Here is a 24,712-nt window from a genome sequence, read left to right on the forward strand (position 1 = left end):
CAGTCACTCCGGTTCGATCCGGTGGCATCACAGTTCGGTAACGGACTTCGCGGGCAGTCCAGAGTGGACAGTGCAGGGCCGTCCCGCCGTCCGCCCTGGGCGACCTGCCGCTCACGCCACGGTGAACAGCGCGCTGTGCCACCCCGAGGCCCCGTCGGGGAGGGTGGCCGCCCGCTCCTGCACCTGCAGGTTGCCCTGGGCATCGGTGGCCCGGCAGGTGACGGTGTGGCTGCCGGCCCCCACGTCAGGCAGGTCGATCCGCCACATGCGCCAGGTGTCCCTGCCCACCTCGGTGCCCAGCCGGGCCGGCAGCCAGGGGCCGTCGTCCAGGCGCACCTCGACGGAGCGGATGCCCACCCCCTGCCGCCAGGCGGTGCCGGTGACGGTGACCCGGCCCGCCGGGACCTGCTCGAACCCGCCGGGGCTGGTGATCTGCGACTGCAGCTTGATCGGTGCCCGCTCCGCGTAGCCCCGCGGAACCCAGTAGGCCTTCTTCTGGGCGAAGGTGGTCAGCTCGATGTCGGTGATCCACTTGGTGGCCGAGGCGTAGCCGTACACACCCGGCACCAGCATCCGCACCGGGAAGCCGTGCTCCACCGGCAGCGGCTGGCCGTTCATGTTCACGGCGAGCATCGCCCCGCGGTCGGGCTCGAGGACCGTGGCCAGCGGGGTGCCCGCCGAGTACCCGCCGATGGCGGTGGACAGCAGCTGGTCGGCGCCGGCCTGCACCCCGGCCTCCAGCAGCAGGTCGCGCAGCGACACCCCGACCCAGGCGGCAGACCCCACCAGGTCCCCACCCACCTCGTTGGACACGCAGGTGAGCGTCACGCGCCGCTCCTCCAGCGGCCGGCTGACCAGCTCGTCGAAGCTGAGCGTGATCTCGCGATCGACCATCCCGTGGATGCGCAGCGACCAGTCCCGGGCCGAGACCTGGGGCGGCGAGAGCGCGGTGTCCACCCGGTAGAAGGTGTCGTTGCTGGTGGTGAAGGGCAGGCCGCCGTCGGCGACGAAGTCCACCCCGGCGGGCAGCGGGGGCAGCGGCTGGGCAGCCGCGCGGGTCCCCACCACCGACGCGTCCACCTTCGACAGCACCGCCTGCCCGCCGAGTCCGGCCACGCCAGCGCCGACGGCGACCGCGGCCGAGGTGCCCAGGAAGCTGCGCCGGGACACCTCCGCGCCGTCGTCGCGCACGGCGGGCGCGGCCGCCGCCCGCAGCAGGGTGAGGAGCACGGACACCGCGACCACCGCAGCCACCAGCGCAGAGAGCACGCCCACCCGCGCGGTGTCCGGTCGGTCGAGCACGGCCAGCGCGCCGACCACCCCGAGCGCGACCAGCACCGCCACCCCGGCCGCCACCCGCACCCGGGTGAGCAGGCCGGCGACCGCGCCCACCAGCAGCAGCACGATCCCCATGCCGACGAGCAGGGCCTTCTTGTCGTTGCTGCCGAACTGCTCGATCGCGAAGGACTTGGCCCACTCCGGCGTGCGGTCGATCGCCGCGTTGCCCACCGCGAGGTAGGGAGAGGACTCCGGGTCGACGAGCCCGGCGAACAGGTGGGCGACGGCGAGCGCCGCCACCACCGCCAGCACGCCAGCGACGGCGGCGACGAGGGCCGGGCGACGGGGGCGCACGGACGGCGAGCGGCCAGGCGTGCTCGGCCCAGCTGAGGTGGGCGCGGGTGAGGTCATGCTGCGGGTTCGCACTGGGACGCTCACCCGGTTCAGCGCCGCAGGTCAGGCGGGCCGGGGCTAGGGCGCGCCGGCCTCCGGGTGCCCGGTGGCCGCCGCGAGGTCGCGGCGCAGCCGGGGCTCGTCCACGTCGAAATAGCTGTGCTCACGCCCGTCCAGCAGCACCACCGGCAGCCGGTCTCCGTACTCGGCGCGCAGCTCGGGCTGGGTTGTCGCCGCCTCGTCGACGTCCACCGCGCTCCACGGCAGCCCGAAGTCGGCGCACACCGCCGCCAGCTCCTCGGCCGCCGTGGTGCACGCCGAGCACCCCTGCCGCGTGAGCAGCTCTACTCGCACCATCAGCCACCTTCTCCTGCCGCCCGAGGCGGCCCCACCGTCGCGTCCTGACGCCACCCAGTGAACACGCCGCGAACCGCAGGGCGAGCCCCGGGCTGCAGCCGCGGAAGAGCCACCACCGGTGTCCCAGGGATGCGTCTTGTACCACCTGATCGTGACGGGCGGATGAAGGCGATGGACATCACCGCTATGATTCTGCCCACGCCCGTTGGATCGGTCGCGGGAGACCGCGGCGCGGACAAGGTGCACGTCGGTGGCAGCGACGGACCGTTGCAGACAGGGGAGCAGGTGGAGCAGGTGTCCTCACTCGGCAGCAGCACTCGGGCAGGACGGGTCACCGACACGGTCGACGTGCAGGGTGGCCTGTCCGCATGAGCAGCACAGCAGCGTCGCTCGCGGTCACGTCCACGCACGGCGAGGACACCGGCGAGCCGGGGGCTGACCTGCGCTTCGTGTCCCCGCCCGACGAGTCCGTCGCAGCTGTGGCGGTGGAGATCGTCGCGGCCCCAACGGTTCTCGATCTGCCTCTGGTGCTGGTGCCGCAGGCGGCCCCCGACGTGGCTGCCCCAGCGGGAGTGCTGGCGGACATCGACCGGCGGACCACCACCGCCCCGCTGCTCGGCGCCCGCCCGGAGCGCACGCCCGAGGAGGAGGAGCAGGTCCTCGCCACCTGGGAGCTGGTGCGAGCCGCCCAGGCCGGTGACACCGATGCTTTTGGCCAGCTCTACGACCGCTACGTCGACATCGTGTTCCGCTACGTGCTGTTCCGGGTGAACGACCGCACCCTGGCCGAGGACCTCACCAGCGAGACCTTTCTCCGCGCCCTCCGCCGAATTGCCTCGATCACCTATCAGGGCAAGGACGTGGGGGCGTGGTTCGTCACCATTGCCCGCAACATCGTTCTCGACTACATGAAGTCGAGTCGGCACCGCCTGGAGTTCAGCACCGCGGAGATCTTGGACTCCGACAGCGCCGATGACCCCGAGGACGAGGTCATCACGGCGAGCATCGTGGCCGAGCTGCTGGACTGCGTGCGCCAGCTCGGCGACGACCAGCGCGAGTGCATCGTCCTGCGGTTCCTGCAGGGGATGTCGGTCTCGGAGACGGCTGCGGCCATGGGTCGCAACGAGGGCGCGGTCAAGGCGCTGCAGCATCGCGCCGTGCGCCGGCTAGCCAAGCTCGTGCCCGACACCTTGCGCTGACCCACCGGCAAAGTGTCTTTTACCTTTCGTAACACCTTTCTTCTGGTGATCCCGCTCAACGGAAAGTGACGGCCGTCCCCGTATCTGTTGCACAGGGCGCTCGTTTTCTCTGTGAAGGTGCGAGGAACCATTACCTGGTTGCCCGATCGGCTGCTTGGTGGGGTCCACAGCACGCGAGGAAAGCGTCAGCCGTGCGAGAGGGAGCGAGGTCAGGCGTGTGGCCTGAACGCGAGATTCTCAACGAACACCAGCTGCGGCTCGTGCCGACTGCGTCCGAGGACACGGTGGTGGCCGCGCTGGTCGCCGCCGGCCCGGCTCTCGACCCGTCCCGTGCCGCCCGCTCCCGCATGCAGCGCCGGTTGCTCGCCGCCCTGCGCACCGCTGACCGCACCGGCGCGGACCGCACCGCCAGCGAGTCGCTCCGGCTCGCGGTCTCGCACTAGCAACCCCGGGCGGGGGGCTGGCCCCGTGCCGCTCCTCCCCCGCAGCCTCCCGCGCGCCCTTCCCGCCACTCAGCCGGTCTCGTTGACACGGCCCTCTGGCGCTGTGCGGCGACGGCTAAGGTGGGTGCACGCGGTCGCTCGTCGCCCGAGCACTGCCCGGACGTTCGCTCGGCGACGTTCCCCGTGGTCGGAGCAGAGGGAGTCGGGAGGTGCGCTTGCCTCGAGAGAACAGACGGTTCGGCCGTGCCGTTCCCAGTCCCGCGCAGATTCGTGCGGCCATCGCCGGGGAGGCCAGCGCGACTGCCGGGCTCAAGGCGGCCAGGCGCGCCCGGGCCGTCAGCGCTGCGGAGCCTCCGGACGCAACGGCAGGCCTCGAGCTCGGCTCCGGCCAGGACACACCCGACACGCCGGTCCCCGATCCCCCGCCGCCGGTTCCCCGGGACCTCACCGCGGCCGCCTTCTTCGACGTCGACAACACCATGGTGATCGGCGCCAGCATCCTGCACTTCGCGCGGGGGCTGGCCGCACGCAAGTACTTCACCGCCGGCGACGTGATGGGCTTCGCCTGGCACCAGGTCCGCTTTCGGGTCAGCGGCAAGGAGCACGTCGCCTCGGTGGCCAGCGGCCGCGAGCAGGCGCTGTCGTTCGTGGCCGGACGGGAGACCGCCGAGATCCGCCGCCTCGGCGAGGAGATCTACGACGAGCTCATCGCCGACAAGATCTGGACCGGAACTCGGGCGCTGGCACAGCTGCACCTGGACGCCGGCCAACAGGTCTGGCTGGTCACCGCCACCCCCGTCGAGCTGGCCGAGATCATCGCCCGCCGCCTCGGCCTCACTGGAGCGCTGGGCACCGTGGCCGAGAGCGAGGGCGGCAAGTTCACCGGTCGCCTGGTGGGCGACATCCTGCACGGCACGGCCAAGGCGCAGGCGGTGCGCTCCCTGGCCGCCCGCGAGGGCCTGGACCTGCGTCGGTGCACCGCCTACTCCGACAGCCACAACGACGTGCCCATGCTGTCGGTGGTGGGCAACGCGGTGGCGGTCAACCCCGACCAGGACCTCCGCGAGGTGGCCAAGGCCCGCGGCTGGCAGATCCGGGACTTCCGCACCGGCCGCAAGGCCGCCAAGATCGGCGTCCCCTCGCTGCTGGGCGCCGGCGCCGTGGCCGGCGCCGTGGCGGCCGGGATGAGCCACCGCCGCGGCGCCTGAGCGCAGCCGAGCGGCCGTCGGCCCGAGGTCGACTCAGCCCAGGAACACGTTGCGCCGCTGGGAGAGCAGCCGGTAGAGCGTCTGCTGGATGGTGTCGCGCACCTGGTCGGCCAGGTCGAAGACCATCATCGGGTCCTCGGCCGCCGCCGGGCCGATCGAAGCCGTGTCGATCGGCTCGCCGAACTCGATGTACCACTTGGTGGGCAGCGGCAACAGCCCGAGCGCACCCAGGTGTGGAAACAGCGGCGTCACCGGGAAGTAGGGCAGCCCCAGCGCCTTGGCCGCCACCGTGAGGTCGCCGATCTTGGGGTAGATCTCCTCAGCACCGACGATCGAGCAGGGGATGATCGGCGCCCCCGCTCGCAGAGCCGACGCGACGAAACCGCCGCGTCCGAAGCGCTGCAGCCGGTAGCGCTCGGAAAAGGGCTTGCCGATGCCCTTGAAGCCCTCGGGCCACACCGCCGCCAGCTCGCCGGTCTCCAGCAGCCGCTGTGCGTCCGCGGCGCAGGCCAGCGTGTGCCCGGCCTTGCGGGCCAGCGAGCCCAGCACCGGCGTCTCGAACAACAGGTCGGCGCCCAGCATCCGCAGCGGGCGGTGGGCGGGATGGTGGTCGTGCAGAGCCACCGCGGTCATCAGGGCGTCCAGCGGAATGACCCCGGAGTGGTTGGCCACCACCAAGGCGCTGCCGGTGTCGGGGACGTTGTGCAGCCCGGTGACGCTGACCCGGAACCAGGAGTCGAACAGCGGCCGCAGCGCGGGCACCAGCACGTGGTCGTTGAGGTCGGGGTCGAAGCCGAACTCGTCGACCGGGTAGGCCCCGTCCAGCCGGCGCCGCAGGAAGGCAGCCACGCCCGCGAGGTGCCCGGCCAACCCACCGGCAGGCTCGCTCCCCACTCCGTCGGCGTCGCGGTCCGCCCCGTGCGCGGGCCCCGCGTCGTGGTGCAGCGGAATCACCTTGGCGCTCATCTCAGCAGTCCCCCCACCGTCGTTGCTCCCGCGGTCAAGGTTCGCACAACGGGCTGGTCGGTGAGCGGACGCAGTCCCTGCGCGCGCAGGAAGCTGTCGTAGGCGTCGGCAGTGCTCCACCGCGGACGGAAGCCCAAAGCCCCCCGCACCCGGCTGGTGTCCAGCACACGGCCGTAGGTCAGCAGCGCCACCTGTGCAGCCGAGAAGCTCACTCGTCGGGTACCGCGCAGCACCCGGCCCACCGGGGCCAGCGCGGGCACCGGCAGCGGCAGCGGCACGCGTCCGGCCCGGCGCACCGCCTGCGACAGCGTCAGCACCCCGTCAGCGGCCACGTTGAACACCCCGGGCACGCCGACCGCGGTGGCCAGCTCCAGCGCCGCCAGGGCGTCGTCGGAGTGCAGCATCTGCAGCCGGGCGTCGAAGCCCAGCGGGGTGGGCACCACGGGCATGGTGAGGTACTCCGTCAACGGGCCTCGCACCTGCGGGCCGACCAGGTCCGCCAGGCGCAGCACGCTCACGGCCACGTCCGTGCGCCGGCGGGCGAAGGTGCGCACGCAGCTCTCCACCTCGACGGCGTCGGCGGCACCGCGGCTGACCACGGAGTGGGCCGGCTCGTCCTCGCCGAACAGAGCGGGATCGCGCGGCCCGGCGCCGTAGACGGCGGCGGAGGACACCACCACCAGCCGGCGCACCCGCGGTGCGTGCTGGCAGGCCGCGAGCAGCTGCAGGGTGCCCAGCACGTCCAGGCGGGCGCCGCTGCGCTCGTAGCCGGGGCGCTGCGGGCCCTTGTGCACCCCGGCGTGCACCACGGTGTCCACCTCGGCCTGCTCGAGCAGCGTGACCAGCGCGTGGTCACCCAGGTCGGCCTGGTGGAACTCGCTGCGGCCCAGGGACCGCCGGTGTGGGCGCACCGCGTCCACCGCGATGACGCGCTGCACCGACTCGCGGTGGGCGAGCCGGGTGGCCAGCTGGGACGCGAGAAAACCGCTGCCGCCGGTGACCAGCACCACGCGGGGCGGCTCGGCCGGCGCGCTCACCCCCGCGCTCCGGCCGGAGGCGCAAGACAGCCCGCCACCGGAGGTGCGGGGTGCTGGGCGACCAGCACTGCACGGGGTGACGGGCTGCGCCGCACGCGAAGTCGCGTAGGGCTACTTGCCGAGCTTGCGGCGCTGCACACGGGTCTTGCGCAGCAGCTTGCGGTGCTTCTTCTTCGACATCCGCTTGCGTCGCTTCTTGATCACTGAACCCATGTGGGTATGTCCTCGCCGTCTGTAGGTAGTTCGTTCGAGCCTGTCAGGTGCACGGGCGGTTGAGCTCAGGCGCCAACACAGCACCAACTGCGCAACACCTTACTAGGCCCTGGCGCTTCGCCTGACCACGGTATCCGCTCGGGTCCCTGCCGGCACGGTCAGCCCGCGTCGAAGTAGGACGTCTCCAGGTAGGCGTGAACTGCTGCGGCGCGCACCCGGAAGGACCGACCCACCCGCACGGCGGGCAGCTCGCCGCTGTGCACCAGGCGGTACACGGTCATCTTGGACACCCGCATCACCTTGGCCACCTCGGCCACGGTGAGGAACTGGGTGTCGGCCAGCGCGGCGGGCCCGTCGCCGGAACCCCCGATCGGGCTCGTGCTTCGAGAAGGGCCCACACCTTCGGGGCCGGATCGTTCTGCAGACATGGTTACCGACTTCCGGCACGTGTCGCGCCGTCGGGCTTCCCCTCCGACGGAACGGGACACGCACGTGCTTGTCCGAGCCTAGCGGGACGGCTGGGGTTTGTGGGATGAGTGTGGTCAGGACTTCGAGGGTGCGCCGAGCTGCACGGAGCGGTCGCGTGCCGCCTCGACCGCCGCGTACATCGCAGCTCGCACCCCATGGTCCTCCAGTGCGCGGACTCCGGCAGCGGTGGTGCCTCCCGGGGAGGAGACGCCCTCGCGCAGCAGCACCGGGTGGGTGCCGGTCTCGCGCAGCACGGTGCTCGCGCCCAGGGCCGACTGGGTGGCCAGCTCGGTGGCCACCGCCCGGCTCAGCCCGAGCATGACGCCCGCGTCGACGAGCGCCTCCACCACGAGGTAGAAGTACGCCGGCCCGGAGCCCGACAGCGCGGTGACCGCGTCCTGCTGGCTCTCCGGCACTCGCACCACCCGGCCCACCGCGCTCATCAGCTCCTCGGCGAGGTCCAGGTGCGCCTCGGTGGCGGCCCGGCCCGGCGACAGCGCGCTCATCGCCTGGCCGACCACCATCGGGGCGTTGGGCATCACCCGCACCACCGGGGTGCCGGCAGGCAGCTGCCCCTCGAAGGTGGTGGTGGGCAGCCCGGCGCACAGCGACACCACGAGGGTGGTGGGGTCGATCCCGGCCAGCTCGCCCAGCAGGGCGTCCACGTCCTGCGGCTTGACCGCGATGAACAGCACGTCGGCGTGCGCAGCGGCCTCGGCCGGCGTGACGGCCCGCACGCCGTGGCGCGCCTCGAGCTCGGCAGCCCGCTCGGCGTAGCGCTCGGTGAACACCAGGTCGTCGGGAGCACGACCCGCCCGCAGCAGCCCGGCCAGCAGGGCCTCACCGATCGTTCCCGCACCCAGCACCGCAACCCTCGTCATGGCTGCCATGGTGTCATGCGCGGGTGGTGCGTCAGCGGCCTGGCAGCGGCGCAGCGGGAGCTGGCGCCATCGCCAGCTGGCGGGCCTGGCAGACCATCGTTCCCTTGGAGTCGATCACCACCGCGTCGCCGTCGAACCAGGTGCCGCCCACCACGCTGGTGCTCATCTCCACCCGCAGCCAGCCGGGCGCGGGCTGCGCGCGCAGCAGCGCGGTGAGCTGGACGGTGGGTGCCCAGCCCTGCCGGCCCAGGTTGAGGGTGACCGGCGGCGCGACGTCGCCGGCCATCAGCGCGAACAACGCGTCCGGGTCCTCGCCGGTGGGGCGCACCCAGAGCCGGATCACCGGGTCGCTGGCCACCTCGCCGCGCAGGTACGCGGCGGTCGTCGGGTCCACCCGCATCTCGCAGGCCTTGGACACGTTCACGATGTCGCCCATCGGGTGGGCGCGGACGTCGATGGTGTCCGACGGCGGATCCACCGGCAGCTCCTGCAGCGGGTGCGCCCGCTCGAACGGACCGGCGCCGGTCTCGGCCGGACCCAGGGTCACCACCACCTGCACCGCGGTGCGCGCACCCTGGCGCAGCTGCACCTCCACCAGCGACACGGTGCGGCCGCGCTTGGTCACCACGGCCCGCAGCTGCACAGCACCGGGGTCGGGCGGGCTGAGGAAGCTCGCGGACACCGCCAGCGGCTCCACCCCGGCCACGCCCAGCGCCTGCTCGGCGGCGTGGGCGCACAGGGCCAGCAGCAGGCCGCCGTGCGCCTTGGGGCCGATCGTCCAGAGCTCGCCGAGCTGGGCGTGGAACAGCTGCACGTCGGGGTTGTCACTGGGGTCGGCCGTCAGCTCGAGGGCGGCGCGAAACGGTGCGTTCATGCCCCATCCCTATCACTGCCGCCCACGCCACCGGCGTCGTGGGCCGCAGTGAGGCTGGGCCCGGAGTCAGCGCTTGAGGTGGCGGCGCGCGAAGGCGAGCGCCTCGGCGAGCATCGCGGCCCGGTCGCGCCGGGTGCGGGCGGACTGGGAGTTGATCTCCAGCACGGCCACACCGTCGAACCCGGTGGCGGCCAGCGTCTCGCAGACGTGGGCGCACGGCTGGCTGCCGTAGCCCGGCACCAGGTGCTGGTCCACGGCGGCGCCGTCCCCGTCGGCCAGGTGCAGGTGCGCCAGCCGCGAGCCCATCCTGGTGGCCATGGCCACGGCGTCGGTGCCCGCCGTCGCGGTGTGCGAGAGGTCCAGGGTGTAGTGCGGGTACCCCACCTCGGTGGGGTCGATGGACGGCGAGAACGCGGAGATGGACGGGCCCGGCCCGCCCCCGCGGCGAGCCAGCCGCTCGGCACCGGAGGCACCGGCACCGAAGAAGCGGTCGGTGCGCAGCGGGAACATGTTCTCCACCGCCACCACGAGGTCGCTGCGCTCCTCGAGCTCGGCGACCTGGTCGGCGAAGCCGTCGGCGTAGCGGCGCTGCCAGCGGAACGGCGGGTGCACCACCACGGTGCTGGCACCCAGCACGGCCGCGGTGTCCACCGCCCGGTCCAGCCGCGCCACCGGGTCGGAGCCCCACACCCGCTGGGTGATGAGCAGACAGGGAGCGTGCACGGCCAGGACCGGCACGCCGTACCGACGGATCAGCCGGCCCACCGCGGCGGGGTCCTGGCTGACCGGGTCGGTCCACACCATCAGCTCGACGCCGTCGTAGCCCAGGTCGGCGGCCAGCTCGAAGCCGCTCTCCACCGACTCGGGGTAGACCGAGGCCGTGGACAGCGCGATGGGGATGGGCCGCTGCGGCGCGGACCAGCTGCTCTCGGAAGTCATCTGCCAGTCACCTGTCGTCATCCGCCGGCCAGCGTCACCAGGGCCGGGCTCATGGTCACCACGAGACCCACCACGATCGACAGCGGCGTGCTCATGAGATCTTCCCCCCGATGACCGAGCCGGACAACCAGAACGGTACCGGTGGTGGCCACGGCGGCAAGACCAACCGCCGCGAGCGGCCAGGTCTGCCACAGCCAGCGGAACACCAGCCACGCCAGCACCCCCGCCAGCACCGCCAGCGCCAGCTCGGCGCACACCTTCGCGGCACTGGTGGTGGGCGCAGGGGTGGTGGGCACAGGGGTGGTGGGCACAGCAGCAGCGGCCGGCTCGGCGGTGGTTGCGGGTTCAGCAGCAGGGTCCGGCGCTGGGTCGGGGCGACGGCGGCGTCCGCCTGGCGCGACCGGGGCACGGCCGTTGCGAGCCAGGAGCTCGGCGACCGTCACCGCCGACGTCGGCTCCTGCTCGTGCGTCCCCCCGGCGCGCGTCACAGCCCGTTCTCAGCCCGGTCCAGTCGACGCAGCACCATGCCCTCGCGCAGCGCCCAGGGGCAGATCTCCAGCTCCTCGAGCTGCAGCGCCCGCATGGCCGCCTCGGCCACCAGCGCCCCGGCCACCAGCTGGTAGGACCGGGAGCGGCTCACGCCGTCGACCTCGGCGAGGTCGGCGCCGGACATCCGGGTGATCAGCGGGACCAGCTGGTGCAGGCCCTCCGCGGTGAGCACCCGGCGGACCCGCGGCCCGGCTGCCGACGGGGCGGCTCCGGTGAGGCGGGCCAGCGAGCGGAACGTCTTGGAGGTGGCCACCGCCTTGTCGGGACGGCCCTGGTCGTTGAGCTCCTTGGCGGTGCTGCGCAGCTCGGAGTCCAGCCACTCGCGCAGCGACTCCACCTCGGCCCGCGTGGGCGGGTCCTGTCGCAGGTGGTCCACGGTGAGCCGCCCGGCACCCAGCGGCAGCGACAGCGCCAGGTCGGGCACCTCGTCGATGCCCAGCGCCAGCTCCAGCGACCCGCCGCCGATGTCCAGGCCGAGGATGCGCCCGGCGCTCCAGCCGCACCAGCGGCGCACGGCGAGGAAGGTCAACCGCGCCTCGTCCGGTCCGGACAGGACCTGCAGCGACACCCCGGTGCGGTCCCGGACGGCGTCCAGCACCTCGATGCTGTTGCCCGCGTCGCGCACGGCGGAGGTGGCGAAGGCCATCATCTCCTCGCAGCGCGAGGTCTCGGCCACGGCCGCGGACTCGCTGACGGCCGCGCAGAGCCGGTCGACGCCGTCGCGGGAGATGTGCCCGGAGCTGTCCAGGTACTCGATGAGCCGCAAGTTCGTCTTGGTCGAGCTCATCGGCGTGGGATGGGCGCCACGATGGGCATCCACCACCTGAAGGTGCACAGTGTTCGAGCCGACGTCCAGCACCCCTAATCGCACGGGCCACACGGTAGCCGGTCTACCGTCGGGTGCTGTGACCGCCAGTGCTGAAGTGGCCTCGGGCTTCCCCCGGGAGTGGGTGGAGCTCACCGATCCGGACGATCCCGAGCACCAGGTTCGGGCTGACCTGACCTGGCTGTTGTCGTCCTGGACCTGCGTGTTCGGCACCCCCGCCTGCCAGGGCACGGTGGCGGGGCGGCCCGACGACGGCTGCTGCTCGCACGGCGCGTTCCTCAGCGACGCCGACGACCGCGACCGGCTCGCCGCAGCGGTGGCCGAGCTGACCGAGCAGGACTGGCAGCTGCACCGCGAGGGCCTGGGGCCGCAGGGCTACCTGGAGGAGGACGACCTCGACGACGAGCCCGCGCTGCGCACCCGCCGCACCGACGGCGCCTGCGTCTTCCTCAACCGACCCGGCTTCGCCGGTGGCCCCGGCTGCGCGCTGCACCAGCTGGCGCTGCGCCAAGGCCGCCCGCCCATGGAGACCAAGCCCGACGTCTGCTGGCAGCTGCCGATCCGCCGGACCGAGGAGTGGGTGACGCTGGCCGACGGTGCCCAGGTGCTGCAGACCACCGTCGGGGAGTACGACCGGCGCGGCTGGGGCGAGGGTGGGGCCGACCTGCACTGGTGGTGCACCAGCTCCCCCGACGCCCACGTCGGCACCGAGGCGGTGTGGCAGTCCTACCGGCTGGAGCTGATCGGGCTGCTGGGCGCGAGCGTGTACGACGTGCTGGCCGACCTCTGCCGCCGCCGCGCCGGGCTCGGGCTGGTGGCGGTGCACCCGGCCACCAGCACGGCCCAGGCCCGGCCGCCCCGCACCGGCTAGGACTGCAGCTTGTAGCCCAGTCCGCGCACGGTGAGCAGGTGCACCGGGTGGGCGGGGTCGGGCTCGATCTTGGCGCGCAGCCGCTTGACGTGGACGTCCAGGGTCTTGGTGTCGCCCACGTAGTCCGCGCCCCACACCCGCTCGATCAGCTGCCCGCGGGTGAGCACGCGGCCGGCGTTGCGCAGCAGGTACTCCAGCAGGTCGAACTCCTTGAGCGGCAGCGACACCTCCTGCTCCCCCACGTGCACGGTGTGCCGGTCGACGTCCATCCGCACCGGCCCGGCCCGCAGCACCGGCTCGCCCAGCGGCTCCGGCTCGGGCTCGGTGCCGCGGCGCAGCACCGCGCGGATGCGCGCGATCAGCTCGCGGGCGGAGTAGGGCTTGGTCACGTAGTCGTCGGCGCCGATCTCCAGCCCGACCACCTTGTCGATCTCGCTGTCCTTGGCGGTCACCATGATCACCGGGACCCTGGAGCGCTGGCGCAGCTGCTTGCACACGTCGGTGCCGCTCATCCCGGGCAGCATCACGTCCAGCAGCACGATGTCGGCGCCGTGCCGGTCGAACTCGGTCAGCGCGGCCGGGCCGTCGCCGGTCACCACGGCCTCGAACCCCTCCTTGCGGAGCAGGAAGGCCAGCGGCTCGGCCAGCGACTCCTCGTCCTCCACGATCAGCACCCTGGTCACTGCGGCTCCTGTCCCGGTGCGTCGTCCCTGTGCGGCTCCGGCGCGGGCCGCGCCGGAGCCTCCTGGTCTGGTCCACTGTGCGCGCCAGGAGCGGGTCCGTCGTCCTCCACGTGCGCGGGCAGGCGCAGGGTGAACGTCGACCCGGTGCCCGGCCGGCTCCACAACCGCACGTCGCCGTTGTGGTTGGCGGCCACGTGCTTGACGATGGCCAGGCCCAGCCCGGTGCCGCCGGTGGCCCGCGAGCGGCCCGGGTCCACCCGGAAGAACCGCTCGAACACCCGCTCGTGCAGGTCCGGCGGGATGCCCACGCCGCGGTCGGTGACGCTCACCTCCACGCGCCCCTCGCGCAGGGCACGGCTCACCGAGACCGCTCGTCCCGGCGGGGAGTAGGAGATGGCGTTCTCCACCAGGTTGGTCAGCGCGGTGAGCAGCAGCCGGCGATCACCCGAGACCTCCAGCCCCCGGGGCGCGTCGGCGGTCACCTCGATGCCGGCCGCCTCCGCGCTCAGGCGGGTGCGCTCGAGCACCTCAGCGACCAGCGCGTCGACGTCGACGATCTCCAGGCCCGGCAGCCGCTCCGCACCCTGGAGCCGGGACAGCTCGATCAGCTCGGTGACCAGCGCGCCCAGCCGACGGGCCTCGTGATGCAGCCGGCCGCCGAAGTGCCGGACCGCCTCGGGGTCATCGGCCGACTCCAGCAGTGCCTCCGCCTGCAGCGCCATCGCTCCCACCGGCGTCTTGAGCTCGTGGCTGACGTTGGCCACGAAGTCGCGGCGGGCGGCCTCCAGGCGCACCTGCTCGCTCTCGTCGTTGGCGTCGATCACCACGAACCGGCGACCGGAGTCGGTGAGCAGGCGCTCGCGCAGGTGCACCGTCATCGGGGTGCGGCGCAGGTGCGTCTCCGGCCAGGAGAGGTCGAGCTCGGTGGTGCGGCCGTGCTCGAGCACCGTGCGGGCGGCCGCGGCGACGGAGGGCTCGAGGCGGCGGTTGACCACCACCCCGAGCTGCTCGGCCCGCGGGTTGTGCAGCAGCACGTCACCGAAGTGGTCGACGACGGCGATGCCGGTGAGCGAGGACTCGAACACCTGCTGGAGCACCTCGCGGACGGTGATCCCCGCCGCGGCCACCCGGCGCTGCTCCTGCCGGCGCAGGCCCAGCATCACCAGCACGCCGAGCAGCCCGCCCAGCACGGCGGCACCGACCGCGAGCAGCACGGCACTGAGCACGGTCACAGGCGGATCGTACGTTCCGGCGAGGAGCGCTCAGCACCACCCAGAGTCACCACAGGTCCCTGTCCAGGGCCTTGATGGCGTACGTGCACGCACTGTTCACCTGCTGTTCGACCGACCGTCAACCAGTGCTCGGTGCTAGCCGGCCTTGCCCTGGTTGGCCACTGCCGCCGCACCCGCGGCGGCCGCCTCGGGGTCGAGGTACTCCCCGCCCGGCACCACCGGCTTGAGGTCGGCGTCGAGGTCGTAGCGCAGCGGGATGCCGGTGGGGATGTTCAGCCCGGCGATGTCGTCGTCGGAGATCCCGTCCAGGTGCTTGACCAGCGCACGCAGGGAGTTGCCGTGCGCGGCGACGAGCACCGTCCTGCCCGCCCGCAGGTCCGGCACGATGGCCGACTCCCAGTAGGGCAGCAGCCGGGCGACGACGTCGGCCAGGCACTCGGTCAGCGGGCCGCCGTCGATGTCGGCGTAGCGCGGGTCGGTGTCCTGGCTGTACTCGCTGCCCGCGGCGATGGGCGGCGGCGGGGTGTCATAGCTGCGGCGCCAGAGCATGAACTGCTCCTCGCCGAACTCGTCCTTGGTCTCCTGCTTGTTCTTGCCCTGCAGGGCGCCGTAGTGGCGCTCGTTCAGGCGCCAGTCCCGGCGCACCGGGATCCAGTGCCGGTCGGCCGTGTCCAGCGCCAGCGCGGCGGTGGTGATGGCACGCCGCAGCAGCGAGGTGTGCAGCACATCGGGCAGCAGGTCGTGCTCGGTGAGCAGCTCCCCGCCACGCACGGCCTCCGCGCGGCCCTTGTCGGTGAGCGGGACGTCCACCCAGCCGGTGAACTGCCCGGAGGCGTTCCACGTGCTCTCACCGTGGCGTAGCAGGACAAGGGTTCCGGTACTCGCTGGCGCGCTCATGCCCACATCTTGACAGACGGCGCAGGCCCACCGATCCGTGGACCGGTGGGCCTGCGCCGAGCCGAAGCGGGGGCCGGTGCCTCAGACCGCGGCCTGCTTGGCGCGCAGGTCCTTGCGCAGGATCTTGCCCGCCGCCGACTTCGGGATGGCCTCCAGGAACTCCACCTGGCGCACCTTCTTGTACGGGGCGACCTTGCTGGCCACGAAGTCCATCACCTCCTCGGCACTGAGCTCCGCCCCGGGCTGGCGCACCACGAAGGCCTTGGGCACCTCCTCGCCCTCGGCGTCGGTCACCCCGATGCAGGCCGCGTCGGCGATCTTGTCGTGGGTGAGCAGCAGCGCCTCCAGCTCCGCCGGCGGCACCTGGTAGCCCTTGTACTTGATGAGCTCCTTGACCCGGTCGACGATGGTGACGTAGCCCTCGGCCGAGACGGTGGCGACGTCCCCGGTGTGCAGGAAGCCGTCCTCGTCCAGGGTGGCCGCGGTGGCCTCCGGGTTCTCCAGGTAGCCCAGCATGATGTTGGGCCCCTTGCACCACAGCTCGCCCGGCGCGCTGGTCCCCTCGGCTGGCACCTCGATCTCCGTGCCGTCGGCGTCCACGATCTTGCACTCCATGTTGGGCAGCGTCAGTCCCACGGTGCCGAGCGGGACGTCGTCGCGGTCGTCGGGCATGGAGTGGCTGACCGGGCTCATCTCGCTCATGCCGTAGCCCTGGCGCACCTCGCAGCCCAGCCGCTTGGCCACCTTGTGGCCCAGCTCGGCGTCCAGCGGGGCCGCTCCGGAGAACACCACCTTGATGGAGGAGGTGTCGTGCTCCTCGACCATCGGGTGCTTGGCCAGCGCCACCGCCACCGGAGGGGCGATGAAGACGTAGGTGCACTGCTGCTCGGCGATCACCCGCAGGAAGTCGGCCAGGTCGAACCGCGGGAGGGTGACCACCGTGGCGCCGCGCGCCAGGCTCGAGTTCATCAGCACGCTCATGCCGTAGATGTGGAAGAACGGCAGCACCGCCAGGACCTTGTCGTCGGAGGTGAGACGGATCATCGAGCCGCTCTGCTCGACGTTGGCCACCAGGTTGCGGTGGCTGAGCATCACGCCCTTGGCCCGGCCGGTGGTGCCCGAGGAGTAGGGCAGCACCGCGACGTGGGTGGCGGGGTCGAGCTCGACCTGCGGCGGCGGTGCCCCGGTGCTCAGCAGCTCCCGCAGCGAGGTGCGGTCGGGGTGCACGTCCGGGGAGCCGTCGATGAGGACCACGTTCTCCGGGGCGATGCCCACCGTGGCAGCGGCGTCGTCGGCCTGCGGCAGGAACAGGGAGATGGTGAACAGGTACTTCGCCTTGGCGTCGCTGAGCTGGCTGGCGATCTCGCCGGCGGTGTAGAGGGAGTTGATGGTGGTGGCCGTGCCCCCCGCGCGCAGGATGCCGTGGAACACGGTGGCGAAGGCGGGGACGTTGGGGCACAGCAACCCGGCCACGTCGCCCTGGTGGAAGCCCCGCTGGGCCAGGCCGCCGGCGAGGGCGTTGACCTGCCCCACGAGCTGGCCGTAGGTGGTGACGGCCCCGCTGGTGCCGTCCACCAGCGCCGGCCGCGCCGCCAGCGCCTCGTCCTCGGCAACCTTCCCGAACAGGAAGTCGAACAGGCTGGTGTCGGGGATCTCGACGTCGGGGAAGGGGCTGTGGAAGCTCATCGCACTCCTCAAGGTGATGGTGGTGCACATCACATTACGGGAGTGGTGGTTTGTCCGCTTCGTCGATGAGGTGGGTGAAGGCCTGCAGGTTGCGCAGCGACTCCCCGCGGGAGACCCGCCACGCCCACTCCCGCCGGATGGAGGTGGCGAAGCCGAGCTCGAGCAGGGTGTTGAAGTCACCGTCGGCGGCCTCGAGCACCTGCCCCAGGACGCGGTCGAGCTCGTCGGAGGTGACGTTCTCCCTGGCTACCTGGCCCACCAGGTAGATGTCGCCGGCCTTGTCGATCGTGTAGTGCACCCCGAAGAGGTGCCGGTTGCGGCGCAGCAGGAACTCGTGCACGCCCTCCCGGTTCTCGTCGGGGTGGCGGCACACGAACGCCTCGACCCGCAGGCCGTGGTTGCCGATGGTGAGCATGCAGGTGGTCTGCAGCCGGGCCTCCCCCGGCAGCACCACCAGGAACAGCTCCGGGCTCTGCCGGGTGTAGTCCAGCTCGCGGTCGATCAGCGTCGTCTCGATGACCTCCGCGGTGCGCGCCGGACCGGACTGGTCGGCCGTGGTGCCGTCGGAGGTGGTGGTCTCGCTCATGCGCGCACCCCGCTGACCCGGCGGGCCCGCAGGCTGCGGGGGGCGGAGCGCACCGGGGCGCTGGGCAGCGGCGGCATCATGGCCCTCGCCTTCGCGTAGGTGTCCAACAGGGCGTCGGCCGTGCGGTCCCAGGAGAACTGCGCGGCGTGCTCGGGGGCTGCCGTGGCCAGGGCCTGCCGGCGAGCGGGGTGGTCGACCACCTGGGCGAGGGCGTCCGCCCAGTCCTGGGTGCGGTGGGTGGGCACGAGCAGCCCGGTGACTCCGTCGCGCACCGCCACCCCCAGCCCGCCGACGTCGGCGGCCACCACCGGGGTGCCACAGGCCTGCGCCTCCAGCGCCACCAGGCCGAAGGACTCCGAGTGCGAGGGCACCGCCACCACGTCGGAGGCGCGGTAGACGTCGGCCAGCTGCTCGGGCGGCTGCGGGGGCAGGAAGGTGACCGAGCTGGTGATCCCCAGCTCGGCGGCCAGGCCCACCAGTGACTCCGGCTGCTCCAGCCCGCTGCCGGAGGGCCCGCCCACCACCAGCGCGCGCAGGCGGCGACGGGGGTCGCGACGCAGCAGCTCGGCCACCGCGCGCAGCAGCACGTCCGGCGCCTTCAGCGGCTGGATGCGGCCCACGAAGCTGAGCACCACCTCGTCGCCGGCGATGCCGAGGGCGGCCCGGGCGGCGGCCCGGTCGCCCACCCGGAAGCGCTGCAGGTCCGCGCCCGGGGCGATGGTGTCCACCCGGGCGGGGTCGGCGTCGTAGAGGTCGATGAGCTGGCTGGCCTCGGCGGAGGTGTTGGCCACCAGCCGGTCGGCCTCGGCCACCACCTGCTGCTCGCCGATGAGGCGCACCTTGGGCTCGGGGGCGTCGCCGGTGGCCAGCGCGGCGTTCTTCACCTTGGCCAGGGTGTGCGCGGTGTGCACCAGCGGCACCCCCCAGCGATCCCTGGCGAGCCAGCCAACCTGCCCGGAGAGCCAGTAGTGGGAGTGCACCAGGTCGTAGTAGCCGGCGTCGTGGCGCGCCTCGGCGCGCAGCACCCCGGCGGTGAACGCGCACAGCTGCGCAGGCAGCTCGTCCTTGTCCAGCCCCGAGAAGGGGCCGGCGACGACGTTGCGCACCAGCACGCCGGGGGCGGCCTGCACCACGGGCGGGGCCGCCGAGGACGTGGCCCGGGTGAAGATCTCCACCTCCACGCCCCGGCGCGCCATCCGCAGCGCGGTCTGCAGGACGTAGACGTTCATCCCGCCGGCGTCACCGGTGCCGGGCTGCTCCAGCGGAGAGGTGTGCACGGACAGCACGGCGACCCGACGGGGAAGGGCCTGGTCGCTGGTCACCCGACCATCTTGCCTTCCGCGCCCCGCAGGGGCGACGCCGAGGGGCTGCGCCCTGCGTCACCCACGGGGTCCACCACTGCGTCGTCGCTGCCGTGCAGCAGCACCACGGCGGGGCTGGTGGGGTCCCCGGCGTGCCGGTAGGCCAGCCGCGTCTCGTCCGCGCTCACCGCGTCCGCAGAGTGCATCCGCACAGGGTAGGCGTCGCGCCCGGTGCCGGGGGGCTGCCCGTCGCTGTCCCCGGCGGCCTAGATTCGGCGCATGAGCACTGAGCCCAGCAGCCCGTCCGACCACGGCGACGCCCCCTCCCGCCCGCCGTCCGGCCGGCGCACCGCGGTGGTCACCGGCGCCAGCTCCGGGATCGGGGCGGCCACCGCCCGGGTGCTGGCCGCCGCCGGCTACCACGTGGTGCTGGGCGCTCGTCGCGTCGAGCGCTGCCAAGCCATCGCCGCCGAGATCGACGGCACCGCGCTCGCCCTGGACGTGACCGACCAGGAGTCGGTGGACGCCTTCGTCGCCGCTGCCGGCCCGGTGAGCGTGCTGGTGAACAACGCCGGTGGCGCCAAGGGCCTGGCCCCGCTGGCCGAAGCCGACCTGGACGACTGGCGCTGGATGTGGGAGACCAACGTGCTGGGCACGGTGCGGATGACCAAGGCGCTGCTGCCCGCGCTGGTCGCCTCCGGCGACGGCCTGGTGGTGACGGTGACCTCCACGGCGGCGCTGGAGACCTACGACAACGGCTCGGGCTACACCTCGGCCAAGCACGCCCAGGCGGTGGCCCACCGCACGCTGCGCGGCGAGCTGCTGGGCCAGCCGGTGCGGTTCACCGAGATCTGCCCGGGCCTGGTGGAGACGGACTTCTCGCGGGTGCGCTTCAAGGGTGACGAGGAGCGGGCGGCCGCCGTCTACGCCGGCCTCACCCCGCTGACGGCCGAGGACGTGGCCGAGGTCATCAGCTTCGTGGCCACCCGCCCGGCACACGTGGACCTCGACCAGGTGGTCATCCGGCCGCGGGAGCAGGCGTCGTCCATGCGGGTGCACCGCAGCTGAGCTGCGCAGACCAGCACCGCAGCTGAGCTGCGCAGACCAGCACCGCAGCTGAGCTGCGCAGACCAGCACCGCAGCTGAGCTGCGCAGGACCAGCACCGCAGCTGAGCGCAGGCTAGAGCGCCGACAGCTGCTGCCACTGCGGCCAGGTCAGTGCCCAGTCGTAGATGTCGCCGTCGGCGGCGGAGAGCGGGATCGAGGTGTTGGTGACCTCCACCGGGTCGCCGAACATGGCGGAGTGGAAGTACTTCTCCGCGTCGGCGAGCGACTCGTTGATGCAGCCGTTGGACACGTTGGCCGCGCCCTGCACACCCACGGTGTTGGGGTTGGCGTGGATGAACTCGCCGTTGTTGCTGATCCGCACCGCCCACTTCTCGCGCACGTTCTGGTAGCCGGCGGGGATGTTGGTCATCAGCACGTCGGCCAGCTTCTCGGTGACCACGTGCACACCGCTGCGGGTGACGTTGCGGGGCAGGTCGCCCTTGCCGTAGCTGACCGGGAAGTCGAACAGCACCGCGCCCTCGCGCAGCACCACCAGGCGGTGGCTGGCGGCGTCGGCCTTGACCACCTGGCTGCGGCCGATGGTGAAGTGCGAGGTGAGGTCGGAGCTGCCGTAGCTGCCGCCGCCGAGGTCCACCCCGTAGAGGGTGACTCCGACGTCCACCACGGTGCCGGGGGTGAAGTAGGCCTTGGGGCGCCAGTGCGCGCGCGAGCCCTCGGCGGTGTCCGGCAGCCACGCCCAGGAACCCTCGGTGGGCACGCTGGTGCGCACCGACAGGCCGCGCTCGGCGGTCGCCTTGTCGGCGACCGGGTCGCTGAACTGGACGACGATCGGGGCGGCGATGCCCACCACCGCGTCGTCACCGATGTTGATCTGGGCGCTGGTGGTGTCCCGCGGGGCCAGGGTGCGGAAGGAGCCGGTGATCGCCGAGGTGTGGCCCGCGGGGTCGCTGGCCGTGCCGGACCAGGTGTAGGTGTTGCCGTAGCCGAGCGCCTCGCCGGCGGTCCAGGTACGGCCGGCCGGGTCGAGCACCCCGGACACGGTGGCGCCGGTGGAGCTGCTGAGCACCACCTCGTGCAGGGTGCCGTCGGCCACCGAGACCGACACCGGTGTGGTCGGCAGCACGTCCTGGGCACCGTCGGCCGGGGCCTGGGTCACCGGGACCGTCACGGGAGCACTGGCGGGGTCCGGGCCGGTGCCCGGCAGGGGTGCAGCGGTGCACCCGGTGAGCACCACCAGCAGCATGGCGAGCGCGGGAAGCCTGCGCCACCAAGAGGTCACGCAGACGCTTCCTGACATGCGGCGACGATACCTCCGTGCCTGCTCAGAGCCGGCAGCCCACCAGCACCGGCTCGGGCTCGAGCTCCACGCCGAAGGCGTGCCGCACCCCGTCGCGGACCACCCGGGCGAGGGCCAGCAGGTCGGCGGTGCTGGCGTGGCCGCGGTTGGTCAGCGCCAGGGTGTGCTTGGTGGACAGCCGGGCGGGCGCGTCGGCGTCGGGGTAGCCGCGGTGGAAGCCGGCGTGCTCGATCAACCAGCCGGCGGAGAGCTTGGTGCCGGCCGCACCCGGGTAGCGCGGCACGTCCGGGCCGGTGCGGGCCAGCACCTGCGCCAGCTGCTGCTCGTCGAGCACCGGGTTGGTGAAGAAGGAGCCGGCGCTCCAGGAGTCGTGGTCGCCAGCATCGCTGACCATCCCCTTGCCGCGGCGCAGCCCCAGCACGGCGTCGCGCACCTGGGCGGCGGGCAGCCGGGCACCGGGCGCGGTGTCGAGGGCGGCGGTGAGCTCGCGGTAGGTCAGCGCAGCGCTGCCGCCGTCGGCTCGCAGCGCCAGCTCCACCGCCAGGACCACGGCGTGGTCGGTGTGCTTGAGGGCACTGGTGCGGTAGCCCAGCGCCAGCTCGGCGGGCTCCACCCAGCGCACCTGGCCGTCAGTCCGCTGCAGCAGCTGCACCCGCTGCAGCACCGAGGAGATCTCCACGCCGTAGGCGCCGACGTTCTGCACCGGGGTGGCGCCGGCGCTGCCGGGGATGCCGGACAGGCACTCCAGCCCGCCCAGCCCGTCGGCGACCGTCTTGGCCACCACGGCGTCCCACGGGGCGCCGGCGGCGACGTGCACGGTGACCGTCTCGGTCTCGGACCCTGCGGGGTCGGCCGCGGCCGTGCCACAGCTGCGCACCTCGTCGGTGGCCACCCGCACCACGGTGCCGGCGAAACCGGCGTCGGCGACGACGAGGTTGGACCCGCCGCCCAGCACCAGCAGCGGCTCGCCGGCGTCGTCGAGGGCGCGCACGGCGGCGACCACGGCGTCGGTGGTGGTGCAGTGCAGCACGGTGTGTGCCGGCCCACCGCAACGCAGCGTGGTCATGGTGGCGAACGGCACGTCGTGCTGGGCCTGGGCGCCGGCGGCCTCGACCTGACGGAGCAGCTTGGGATCGAGCACGACTCCGAACGGTAGCGTGCCGGGTATGTCACGCCGCATCGAGCACGCCGCCACCTACGACCGGAGTCCGCAGCTGCTGCACCCGGTGCTGCTGGACGAGGCGTACTGGCGCGCGCGGGTGGAGTCGGTCGGCGGCCCCGCGGCCTCGCTGGACTCGGTGGAGCGTGTCGACGGCGGCGTGGAGGTTCGCCTCACCCAGTCCATCCCGGCCGAGCACCTGCCCAGCGTGGTGCGCAAGCTGCGGTCCGGGGACCTGCTGGTGCAGCGCATCGAGCGGTGGGGCCCGCTGGACGGCTTCTCGGCCTCCGGCAGCTTCCGGGCCAGCGTGCCCGGCACCCCCGTCACCCTGGATGGCGCCCACGCGCTCAGCGGCGACGACGCCTCGACCACCAGCCGCACCACCGGCACCGCCAAGGTCGCCGTCCCGCTGGTGGGCGCCAAGATCGAGAAGATCATCGCGGAGAACATCGCCGAGCTGCTGGTCATCGAGCAGCGCTTCACCGTCGCGTGGCTCGCGCAGCGGTAGGGCGTCCGGAACCAGCGCACGGTCACGTCACCCGCGGCACCACCGGCATCAACCGGTTGCGCCGCAGCGATCGATGGATCACCCACGCCCCCGAGGTGCGGGACGCGCTGGCCGGCGGCCCGCTGGTGGTGGACCTGGGTTACGGGGCCAGCCCGGTGACCACGGTGGAGCTGGCGGCGCGGCTGCGCACCGTGCGCCCGGACGTGCGCGTGGTGGGCCTGGAGATCGATCCGGCACGCGTGGCGGCCGCCCAGGCCGCGGCCACGCCGTGGGTGCAGTTCCGCCGTGGCGGCTTCGAGCTGGCCGGTCTCCGGCCGTCGCTGGTGCGCAGCTTCAACGTGCTCCGTCAGTACGACGAGACGGACGTGGCGGCCGCCTGGCGGCGGATGTGCGCCGGACTGGCCCCGGGCGGGCTGGTGGTGGAGGGCACCTGCGACGAGCTCGGGCGCCGCTGCGCCTGGGTCACCCTGTCCGCAGCGGGTCCGCAGACGCTCACCCTGGCGTGGGACCCGTTCGACCTGGCCACCCCGTCGGAGATCGCACCCCGGCTGCCCAAGGCGCTGATCCACCGCAACGTCACCGGCGAGCCGGTGCACCGGCTGCTCACCGCGGCCGACCGCTGCTGGGCGCACGCCGCCCCGCACGCGGTGTTCGGCCCGCGGGTGCGGTGGCGCCGCACGCTGGAGCTGCTGCGCGCCGAGGGCGTGCCGGTACGGGCCCACCCCGGCCGCCAGCGTGACTGCGTGCTCACCGTGCCGTGGGCCGCGGTGGCGCCCACCCACGCTGGTGGTGCACCGGCCGGGGTCCGCCGCGTCCTCACAACCGCTCCCCCGCACCGGCCGGCACGGGCCACTGGGACAATGGCGTCATGACTGAACGCCGCTACGTGCTCACCCTCGGGTGCCCCGACCGGACCGGCATCGTGGCGCGCATCTCCACGTTCCTGGCCGAGGCCGGTGGCTCCATCATGGAGGCCGCCTACCACGCCGACGCCGACTCCGGCTGGTTCTTCACCCGCCAGGTGGTGCGGGCCTCCTCCATCCCCTGGACCGTGCAGGAGCTGCGGGAGCGCTTCGCCGTGGTTGCCGGCGAGCTGGGCCCGGAGGCGGAGTGGACCCTGGCCGACAGCGCCGAGGTCAAGCGGGTGGTGCTGCTGGTGAGCAAGGAGGCGCACTGCCTGCACGACCTGCTGGGACGCATCCGCGGCGGCGAGCTGCAGGCCACCGTCCCCCTGGTGATCGGCAACCACCCGGACCTGGCTCCGGTGGCCGAGGCGCACGGGGTGGACTTCGTCCACGTGCCCTTCCCGCGGGACCCGGCCGAGCGCGGTCCGGCGTTCGAGCACGTGCAGCAGCTGGTGGACTCGTTCTCCCCGCACGCCATCGTGCTGGCCCGCTTCATGCAGGTGCTGCCGCCCGCGCTGTGCGAGCACTGGGCGGGACGGGCACTGAACATCCACCACAGCTTCCTGCCCTCCTTCGTCGGGGCGCGGCCCTACCACCAGGCGTTCACCCGCGGGGTGAAGCTCATCGGGGCCACCTGCCACTACGTCACCGCCGAGCTGGACGCCGGGCCCATCGTCGAGCAGGACGTGATCCGGGTGAGCCACGCCGACGACGTCGCCGACATGGTTCGGCAGGGCCGCGACATCGAGAAGCTGGTGCTGTCCCGCGGGCTGCGCTGGCACCTGGAGGACCGGGTGCTGGTGCACGGCAGCAAGACGGTCGTGTTCAGCTAGCACCGTGTTCAGCTAGCACCGTGGTCAGCTAGCACCGTCTGCCACTGGCGCTGCT

At 73.0% G+C, this 24,712-nt stretch carries 29 protein-coding genes; 9 read left to right on the top strand and 20 right to left on the bottom strand.

Going from position 1 to position 24,712, the window contains the following annotated elements:
- Positions 1-111: 111 nt before the first annotated feature.
- Entirely contained in the window at positions 112-1,689 is a 1,578-nt protein-coding gene (locus AC3YO9_RS01840) for a molybdopterin-dependent oxidoreductase (RefSeq protein ID WP_489981934.1), read from the bottom strand.
- Positions 1,690-1,749: 60 nt separating this feature from the next.
- On the bottom strand, positions 1,750-2,028 hold the full coding sequence (locus tag AC3YO9_RS01845; RefSeq protein WP_127784066.1) for a glutaredoxin family protein: 279 nt from the start codon (positions 2,026-2,028) through the stop codon (positions 1,750-1,752).
- A gap of 162 nt (positions 2,029-2,190) precedes the next feature.
- On the opposite strand from AC3YO9_RS01845, the gene AC3YO9_RS01850 reads away from it, so the two are divergent.
- The 4 genes from AC3YO9_RS01850 to AC3YO9_RS01865 all read left to right on the top strand — a co-directional run bounded on the left by AC3YO9_RS01850 (position 2,191) and on the right by AC3YO9_RS01865 (position 4,878).
- A complete protein-coding gene (locus AC3YO9_RS01850; protein ID WP_127784067.1) occupies positions 2,191-2,400 on the top strand; it encodes a hypothetical protein in 210 nt (69 codons plus the stop codon).
- Positions 2,397-3,227, top strand: coding sequence for a sigma-70 family RNA polymerase sigma factor (locus AC3YO9_RS01855; protein ID WP_489981935.1), 831 nt, complete (start codon positions 2,397-2,399; stop codon positions 3,225-3,227). Before AC3YO9_RS01850 ends, AC3YO9_RS01855 begins: the two co-directional genes overlap by 4 nt.
- A 260-nt stretch (positions 3,228-3,487) precedes the next feature.
- On the top strand, positions 3,488-3,670 hold the full coding sequence (locus AC3YO9_RS01860; RefSeq protein ID WP_127784069.1) for a hypothetical protein: 183 nt from the start codon (positions 3,488-3,490) through the stop codon (positions 3,668-3,670).
- Between the two features lie 152 nt (positions 3,671-3,822).
- On the top strand, positions 3,823-4,878 hold the full coding sequence (locus AC3YO9_RS01865) for an HAD family hydrolase (protein WP_489982553.1): 1,056 nt from the start codon (positions 3,823-3,825) through the stop codon (positions 4,876-4,878).
- Positions 4,879-4,911: 33 nt separating this feature from the next.
- Here the strand turns inward: AC3YO9_RS01865 and AC3YO9_RS01870 are convergent, their stop codons facing one another.
- The 9 genes from AC3YO9_RS01870 to AC3YO9_RS01910 all read right to left on the bottom strand — a co-directional run bounded on the left by AC3YO9_RS01870 (position 4,912) and on the right by AC3YO9_RS01910 (position 11,676).
- A complete protein-coding gene (locus AC3YO9_RS01870; RefSeq protein ID WP_127784071.1) occupies positions 4,912-5,844 on the bottom strand; it encodes a lysophospholipid acyltransferase family protein in 933 nt (310 codons plus the stop codon).
- Positions 5,841-6,881 (bottom strand): NAD-dependent epimerase/dehydratase family protein, encoded by a 1,041-nt coding sequence (locus tag AC3YO9_RS01875; protein WP_489981936.1) that lies wholly within the window; start codon positions 6,879-6,881, stop codon positions 5,841-5,843. The genes AC3YO9_RS01870 and AC3YO9_RS01875 overlap by 4 nt, the downstream gene beginning before the upstream one ends.
- Before the next feature lie 111 nt (positions 6,882-6,992).
- Complete coding sequence (locus tag AC3YO9_RS01880; RefSeq protein WP_010241351.1) at positions 6,993-7,094, bottom strand: 30S ribosomal protein bS22; 102 nt, start codon at positions 7,092-7,094, stop codon at positions 6,993-6,995.
- Between the two features lie 158 nt (positions 7,095-7,252).
- Positions 7,253-7,522 (bottom strand): helix-turn-helix domain-containing protein, encoded by a 270-nt coding sequence (locus AC3YO9_RS01885; protein WP_206518029.1) that lies wholly within the window; start codon positions 7,520-7,522, stop codon positions 7,253-7,255.
- Between the two features lie 114 nt (positions 7,523-7,636).
- Complete coding sequence (gene proC, locus AC3YO9_RS01890) at positions 7,637-8,443, bottom strand: pyrroline-5-carboxylate reductase (protein ID WP_489981937.1); 807 nt, start codon at positions 8,441-8,443, stop codon at positions 7,637-7,639.
- A gap of 31 nt (positions 8,444-8,474) precedes the next feature.
- A complete protein-coding gene (locus tag AC3YO9_RS01895; protein ID WP_127784073.1) occupies positions 8,475-9,317 on the bottom strand; it encodes a thioesterase family protein in 843 nt (280 codons plus the stop codon).
- A 66-nt stretch (positions 9,318-9,383) separates the two neighbouring features.
- Positions 9,384-10,256 carry a sugar phosphate isomerase/epimerase family protein gene (locus AC3YO9_RS01900; RefSeq protein WP_127784074.1) on the bottom strand — a complete coding sequence of 291 codons (873 nt, stop codon included), beginning with the start codon at positions 10,254-10,256 and terminating at the stop codon, positions 9,384-9,386.
- Between the two features lie 17 nt (positions 10,257-10,273).
- Entirely contained in the window at positions 10,274-10,567 is a 294-nt protein-coding gene (locus AC3YO9_RS01905; RefSeq protein WP_489981938.1) for an Rv0497 family membrane protein, read from the bottom strand.
- Between the two features lie 173 nt (positions 10,568-10,740).
- Positions 10,741-11,676: a Ppx/GppA family phosphatase gene (locus tag AC3YO9_RS01910; RefSeq protein WP_127784076.1), complete on the bottom strand. Its 936-nt coding sequence runs from the start codon at positions 11,674-11,676 to the stop codon at positions 10,741-10,743.
- A gap of 34 nt (positions 11,677-11,710) precedes the next feature.
- On the opposite strand from AC3YO9_RS01910, the gene AC3YO9_RS01915 reads away from it, so the two are divergent.
- On the top strand, positions 11,711-12,502 hold the full coding sequence (locus AC3YO9_RS01915; protein WP_489981939.1) for a DUF3109 family protein: 792 nt from the start codon (positions 11,711-11,713) through the stop codon (positions 12,500-12,502).
- Here the strand turns inward: AC3YO9_RS01915 and AC3YO9_RS01920 are convergent.
- The 7 genes from AC3YO9_RS01920 to AC3YO9_RS01950 form a co-directional block, all read right to left on the bottom strand.
- Positions 12,499-13,185: a response regulator transcription factor gene (locus tag AC3YO9_RS01920; RefSeq protein ID WP_127784078.1), complete on the bottom strand. Its 687-nt coding sequence runs from the start codon at positions 13,183-13,185 to the stop codon at positions 12,499-12,501. The two genes, AC3YO9_RS01915 and AC3YO9_RS01920, sit on opposite strands and share 4 nt — an antisense overlap.
- A complete protein-coding gene (locus AC3YO9_RS01925; protein WP_489981940.1) occupies positions 13,182-14,417 on the bottom strand; it encodes a sensor histidine kinase in 1,236 nt (411 codons plus the stop codon). Before AC3YO9_RS01925 ends, AC3YO9_RS01920 begins: the two co-directional genes overlap by 4 nt.
- A gap of 135 nt (positions 14,418-14,552) precedes the next feature.
- Positions 14,553-15,314, bottom strand: a complete 762-nt coding sequence (locus tag AC3YO9_RS01930; protein WP_127784080.1) for a phosphoglyceromutase — start codon at positions 15,312-15,314, stop codon at positions 14,553-14,555.
- A gap of 81 nt (positions 15,315-15,395) precedes the next feature.
- On the bottom strand, positions 15,396-17,000 hold the full coding sequence (locus AC3YO9_RS01935) for an AMP-binding protein (RefSeq protein ID WP_489981941.1): 1,605 nt from the start codon (positions 16,998-17,000) through the stop codon (positions 15,396-15,398).
- 34 nt (positions 17,001-17,034) lie between these two features.
- Positions 17,035-17,586, bottom strand: coding sequence for a type III secretion system chaperone family protein (locus tag AC3YO9_RS01940; protein WP_489981942.1), 552 nt, complete (start codon positions 17,584-17,586; stop codon positions 17,035-17,037).
- The gene (gene mshA / locus AC3YO9_RS01945; RefSeq protein ID WP_127784083.1) at positions 17,583-18,908 is read right to left on the bottom strand and encodes a D-inositol-3-phosphate glycosyltransferase; all 1,326 of its coding nucleotides are present in this window, start codon (positions 18,906-18,908) and stop codon (positions 17,583-17,585) included. Before mshA ends, AC3YO9_RS01940 begins: the two co-directional genes overlap by 4 nt.
- A complete protein-coding gene (locus AC3YO9_RS01950) occupies positions 18,905-19,093 on the bottom strand; it encodes a hypothetical protein (RefSeq protein ID WP_127784084.1) in 189 nt (62 codons plus the stop codon). Before AC3YO9_RS01950 ends, mshA begins: the two co-directional genes overlap by 4 nt.
- 73 nt (positions 19,094-19,166) lie before the next feature.
- Here AC3YO9_RS01950 and AC3YO9_RS01955 point away from each other — a divergent pair, with 73 nt between their 5' ends.
- A complete protein-coding gene (locus AC3YO9_RS01955; protein ID WP_489981943.1) occupies positions 19,167-19,955 on the top strand; it encodes an SDR family NAD(P)-dependent oxidoreductase in 789 nt (262 codons plus the stop codon).
- A gap of 112 nt (positions 19,956-20,067) precedes the next feature.
- Here AC3YO9_RS01955 and AC3YO9_RS01960 read toward each other — a convergent pair whose 3' ends face one another.
- Positions 20,068-21,252: a L,D-transpeptidase gene (locus AC3YO9_RS01960; RefSeq protein ID WP_489981944.1), complete on the bottom strand. Its 1,185-nt coding sequence runs from the start codon at positions 21,250-21,252 to the stop codon at positions 20,068-20,070.
- 25 nt (positions 21,253-21,277) lie between these two features.
- Positions 21,278-22,393, bottom strand: coding sequence for a UDP-N-acetylmuramate dehydrogenase (locus AC3YO9_RS01965; RefSeq protein ID WP_489981945.1), 1,116 nt, complete (start codon positions 22,391-22,393; stop codon positions 21,278-21,280).
- Positions 22,394-22,418: 25 nt separating this feature from the next.
- On the opposite strand from AC3YO9_RS01965, the gene AC3YO9_RS01970 reads away from it, so the two are divergent.
- The 3 genes from AC3YO9_RS01970 to purU are packed head-to-tail and all read left to right on the top strand — an operon-like array spanning position 22,419 to position 24,657.
- Positions 22,419-22,919 carry a DUF2505 domain-containing protein gene (locus AC3YO9_RS01970; protein ID WP_489981946.1) on the top strand — a complete coding sequence of 167 codons (501 nt, stop codon included), beginning with the start codon at positions 22,419-22,421 and terminating at the stop codon, positions 22,917-22,919.
- Complete coding sequence (locus tag AC3YO9_RS01975) at positions 22,901-23,791, top strand: class I SAM-dependent methyltransferase (protein ID WP_489981947.1); 891 nt, start codon at positions 22,901-22,903, stop codon at positions 23,789-23,791. Before AC3YO9_RS01970 ends, AC3YO9_RS01975 begins: the two co-directional genes overlap by 19 nt.
- A complete protein-coding gene (gene purU, locus AC3YO9_RS01980; RefSeq protein ID WP_127784088.1) occupies positions 23,788-24,657 on the top strand; it encodes a formyltetrahydrofolate deformylase in 870 nt (289 codons plus the stop codon). The genes AC3YO9_RS01975 and purU overlap by 4 nt, the downstream gene beginning before the upstream one ends.
- Positions 24,658-24,712 lie beyond the last annotated feature (55 nt).

Source organism: Rhodococcus sp. Z6_132 (genome assembly GCF_058133635.1).

Coding starts and splice junctions, on each gene's coding strand:
- purU (WP_127784088.1), top strand. CDS start 23,788: ATGACTGAACGCCGCTACGTGCTCACCCTCGGGTGCCCCGACCGGACC.
- AC3YO9_RS01955 (WP_489981943.1), top strand. CDS start 19,167: ATGAGCACTGAGCCCAGCAGCCCGTCCGACCACGGCGACGCCCCCTCC.
- AC3YO9_RS01940 (WP_489981942.1), bottom strand. CDS start 17,586: ATGAGCGAGACCACCACCTCCGACGGCACCACGGCCGACCAGTCCGGT.
- proC (WP_489981937.1), bottom strand. CDS start 8,443: ATGACGAGGGTTGCGGTGCTGGGTGCGGGAACGATCGGTGAGGCCCTG.
- AC3YO9_RS01970 (WP_489981946.1), top strand. CDS start 22,419: ATGTCACGCCGCATCGAGCACGCCGCCACCTACGACCGGAGTCCGCAG.
- AC3YO9_RS01870 (WP_127784071.1), bottom strand. CDS start 5,844: ATGAGCGCCAAGGTGATTCCGCTGCACCACGACGCGGGGCCCGCGCAC.
- AC3YO9_RS01895 (WP_127784073.1), bottom strand. CDS start 9,317: ATGAACGCACCGTTTCGCGCCGCCCTCGAGCTGACGGCCGACCCCAGT.
- AC3YO9_RS01930 (WP_127784080.1), bottom strand. CDS start 15,314: ATGAGCGCGCCAGCGAGTACCGGAACCCTTGTCCTGCTACGCCACGGT.
- AC3YO9_RS01840 (WP_489981934.1), bottom strand. CDS start 1,689: ATGACCTCACCCGCGCCCACCTCAGCTGGGCCGAGCACGCCTGGCCGC.
- AC3YO9_RS01855 (WP_489981935.1), top strand. CDS start 2,397: ATGAGCAGCACAGCAGCGTCGCTCGCGGTCACGTCCACGCACGGCGAG.
- AC3YO9_RS01960 (WP_489981944.1), bottom strand. CDS start 21,252: ATGTCAGGAAGCGTCTGCGTGACCTCTTGGTGGCGCAGGCTTCCCGCG.
- AC3YO9_RS01900 (WP_127784074.1), bottom strand. CDS start 10,256: ATGACTTCCGAGAGCAGCTGGTCCGCGCCGCAGCGGCCCATCCCCATC.
- AC3YO9_RS01880 (WP_010241351.1), bottom strand. CDS start 7,094: ATGGGTTCAGTGATCAAGAAGCGACGCAAGCGGATGTCGAAGAAGAAG.
- AC3YO9_RS01885 (WP_206518029.1), bottom strand. CDS start 7,522: ATGTCTGCAGAACGATCCGGCCCCGAAGGTGTGGGCCCTTCTCGAAGC.
- AC3YO9_RS01845 (WP_127784066.1), bottom strand. CDS start 2,028: ATGGTGCGAGTAGAGCTGCTCACGCGGCAGGGGTGCTCGGCGTGCACC.
- AC3YO9_RS01850 (WP_127784067.1), top strand. CDS start 2,191: ATGAAGGCGATGGACATCACCGCTATGATTCTGCCCACGCCCGTTGGA.
- AC3YO9_RS01950 (WP_127784084.1), bottom strand. CDS start 19,093: ATGCACTCTGCGGACGCGGTGAGCGCGGACGAGACGCGGCTGGCCTAC.
- AC3YO9_RS01935 (WP_489981941.1), bottom strand. CDS start 17,000: ATGAGCTTCCACAGCCCCTTCCCCGACGTCGAGATCCCCGACACCAGC.